The sequence below is a fragment of the Xanthobacter sp. BG11Y11_SDJG genome (assembly GCF_057364445.1).
The window spans coordinates 1-3,478 of record NZ_JBNFNU010000426.1; the positions used below are offsets into that span (position 1 = coordinate 1).

Genomic DNA, 3,478 nt, shown 5'->3' on the forward strand with positions numbered 1-3,478 from the left:
GCGGGCGCGCGTCCCATCTCCCCCATGAACGCGCCCAGCTCGGCCGGCGGCACGCACCGGCCCGCTTCGGCGGGGTGGTCGGCTCGGGCGGCAGCGGCGGAAGGCATGGCGGTGTCTCGCAGGGAGGGAAGCGGCAAGCCCGCAAGAGCGGGCCTCGTTTCGTAGCACGGCAAATAGGCAAAGCGACAGATCGGTGCAACCTGCGGCGCCGAGCCTGATCGACCGCGCCGCGCGCGGCTTTGTGAGGGGCGGCGCACCTGGGGCATGCTAGGACGCCGGCAACCGGGCCATCCCCCGGCCACCCCCAGGCCCGGGCAAGCACGATGCCATTCACTCCGACCGCGCCCTCTCACCTCTGCTGGCTGGCCTGCGCCGCGCTCCTCGCGCCCGCCGCGCCCGCTTTGGCCCAGGCCGGGGCCGGCGCGGGCAGCATCACCGAGGCGGCTCTCACCGATCCCACCCAGCGCTACCGGCATTTCGTCCTCGGCCGCGACTTCGAGCCGTCGAGCCTCGTCGCGCGCCTTGCCGATGGACGCACGCTGAAGCTCGCTTTGCCCGCCGACCAGGTGTTCGAGGACCGGGCGGCGCGCATCGCCGATCTCGACGGCGACGGGCGCAACGAGGTGGTGGTGGTGCGCTCGTCCTTGAGCGAGGGCTCCGCCGTGGTGGTGGTGGGCGCGCGCGACGGGGCGCTGCGCATCCTCGCCGCGGGTCCCGCCACCGGCGGTCCGAACCGGTGGCTCAATCCCGCCGGCATCGCCGACTTCGACGGCGATGGCCGGCTCGACATCGCTTTTGTGCAGCAGCCCCATGTGCTCGGCCGGCTGCGGGTGCTCACCTATTCCGGCGGCCGGCTCGTGGAGATCGCCGCCCTCGGCGGCGTCTCCAACCACGTGGCGGGATCGGCGGAACTCGGCCTCTCGGCCGTCGCCGATTTCAATGGCGATGGCGTCGCCGACCTGGCGGTGCCGAGCTTCGACCGGCGCACCCTGCGGTTCATCACCTTCCGGGGCGGCGCGCGCGAGTTTTCAGCCCGCCCCCCTCCCCGCCCCCGCCGCATCCGGCTTCAGGGTGGTGCAGGGCGCGCAAGGCCCCGCGGTGGACGTGGGACTCGCCGACAACCGGCGGATCGTCATCGCCCCCTGAGGTCGACAGGGTTCGGAAGGCGCCCTGCCCTGCGCTGGCGGACCGCAAAAGCGACAATCGGCACCGTCGTCTGTGCGCAAAAGGCAGCCCGCCGCGCCCACGCGGTTCAGCCACACGCATTGCCAACGAGATCCGCACGGCCATTCGCCGATGCGATGGTATTCCGCTTCGGATTGCAACAACCTATGGTTTATTTATTGGAACTGATATAATCTATGATTGCAACTCTCGGGGGCTACAATGTCGCACCATGGATGGGTTCCCGTCATCGATGCCCAGGCCGTTACACCCAGCGGCCTGAAATCCCCCTTCGGCCGCCTGTTTCCTGCAGCCGATCACACCTATGACAGCCTTGCCGTATCGCTTCTCGCGGGCGCGCGCGGCCGATGGAATCGCCCGAAGATTCGGACGGGACCTTGGCCACCACACGCAAGAACGGCATTCCGCGCGGCTTCACCTTTTTTGGGCAGTTCATCGACCACGACCTCACAGAATTCCGGGTCGTGGCCGAGGACCAGCGGCTGGTGCTGAGCAATCCCACCATCGGCCAGCGCCAGCGCGTGCTGGAGGACGGCAGGCTGACCTGCACCAATGGGCGCATCCCCAGTCTCGATCTCGACTGCGTCTATGGCGTGCTCGGCGTCACGCAGCCGAACCTGTTCGACGGGCGTGGCCTGTTCCGGCTGAAGGGACGCGACATCGAGCGCAGCCGGCTGTTCCAGAACGACCGCCTGATCGCCGACCCGCGCAACGACGAGAACAAGCTCATCACGCAGATCCACGTCCTGTTCGAGCGCCTGCACAACAAGATCCACAAGCCGAAAATCGGACGTCAGCCCACCGGGGTCGGCAGCACGGCGTTCGACGAAACGCGCGCGCAGGTGGTCGAAATATACCGCCGCATCGTCCTGTGCGACTACCTTCCGCGCATCGTTCAAAAATCGCACATCGCGCTCGTGATCGATGCCCTCCAGAGCGGCAAGACCTTCTACCAGGCCATGACCGCGCGCGCCGCGGCGGCCTTCACCCGGGGCTTTCCCGACGTGGCGCTGCCCGCCGATTTCCTCGCCATGCCGGTGGAGTTTGCCCACGCGGCCTTCCGCCTAGGCCACAGCCAGTTGCGCTCGACATATCGGCTGAACGCAAGCAACGGCTTCCCCCTGTTTGCCGTCGATCAAAGCGCGACCCAGGCGCCCGACGGCAGCTGGATCAAGGTCGACGACCTGCGGGGCAATCAGGCGCTCTGCGCCAAGTTCCAGGTGGATTGGGCGTTCTTCTTTCCCCCGGAGCCCTGCCAGGACCGATCTGGGCGAGCCGCTCGACGCCAAGCTGACCGCGGCGCTCTTCCGGCTGCCGCCGCCCGCCATCGGCGAGCCGCCCACATCCCTCGCCGAACGCAACATCCGCCGCGGCGTGGATTTCGGCCTGCCGTCCGGCCAGGAGGCGGCGTCCCATCTCGCCAGCGTCTATGGCGATCTGAAAACCATCGACCCCGAGCAGCTCTTCCCGGAAGAGGATTTCCAGGCACGCTACGCCGAGATCCTCGAGCGCGAGCCGCGCCTCGCCTGGGCCACCCCGCTGTGGTATTATATTCTTCGCGAAGCCGGAGCGCACACCAGCGGCACGGAGCTCGGCCCGGTGGGCGGCCTCATCGTGGCGGAAACCATCCTCGGCTCCCTGGCCGCACGCGCGGTCTCCCATCGACCCGACGCGCCGGACTTCGACCTCGCCGCAACCTGGGACAAGTGTGGCGGCGGGAAGCCGAGCGATGCGGCCCCTTCGCCCCAAACCATCGCCACCATGCGCCAACTGGTGAGCTTCCTTGCCGACGACGGAACGGGGGCCTGAGACGGCCCCACCGTCGGCCTGATCCGCCTCGGTTCTGAACAGTGGTGCACGGTTTCGCCGATCGCCAGCAGCCCCTCCGCGGGCGAGAGGCTTCGCACTCTTGTCGAGCACACTCTCGGCGGGCGCCCTCTTGGCGGGCGCCCTCTTGGCGGGCGCTCAGCCCAACGGCGATGCGAGCGCGCGCCGCCTGTCGGTCCGCCGCGGGTCAATGACATGCGTGGTGCCCCACGCCGCGCGACAGGACTTCCGATGGCGGATCTCTGGCACGCCGCAGCGTTGCGGCGGCGTGCCGGGACAGTCCCGTCCCCTCACCCCGCCCCGAGCGCCAGATCGTCCCGGTGCACCATCTCGGCGCGGCCCTTGATGCCGAGCAGGGCCTCGATGTCGGCGGTGGAGCGGCCGCGGATGCGCTCGGCGTGGTCGGCGTCGTAGGCGACGAGGCCGCGGCCGATCTCGGCGCGTCCGGGCCGCGCAGCAGCACCGC

The 3,478-nt window shown here is 69.3% G+C and carries 2 protein-coding genes and 2 pseudogenes; 3 read left to right on the forward strand and 1 reads right to left on the reverse strand.

Annotated features, from left to right (window positions below):
- The first annotated feature begins 323 nt into the window (after nt 1-323).
- The 3 genes and pseudogenes from AC2W7M_RS22180 (at nt 324) to AC2W7M_RS22190 (ending at nt 2,994) form a co-directional block, all read left to right on the forward strand.
- Nucleotides 324-1,358 (forward strand): FG-GAP repeat domain-containing protein, encoded by a 1,035-nt coding sequence (locus AC2W7M_RS22180; protein ID WP_486134971.1) that lies wholly within the window; start codon nt 324-326, stop codon nt 1,356-1,358.
- A 174-nt stretch (nt 1,359-1,532) separates the two neighbouring features.
- Nucleotides 1,533-2,231 (forward strand): annotated as a pseudogene (locus AC2W7M_RS22185) (peroxidase family protein); the annotation flags it as partial.
- 328 nt (nt 2,232-2,559) lie between these two features.
- A complete protein-coding gene (locus AC2W7M_RS22190) occupies nt 2,560-2,994 on the forward strand; it encodes a hypothetical protein (RefSeq protein ID WP_486134972.1) in 435 nt (144 codons plus the stop codon).
- A gap of 308 nt (nt 2,995-3,302) precedes the next feature.
- On the opposite strand, the pseudogene AC2W7M_RS22195 reads toward AC2W7M_RS22190, so the two are convergent.
- A pseudogene (locus AC2W7M_RS22195) lies at nt 3,303-3,478 on the reverse strand (glutamate 5-kinase); the annotation flags it as partial.

Bases quoted from the DNA above. Each gene is read 5' to 3' on its own strand.
- AC2W7M_RS22180 (WP_486134971.1), top strand. From the start codon at position 324: ATGCCATTCACTCCGACCGCGCCCTCTCACCTCTGCTGGCTGGCCTGC.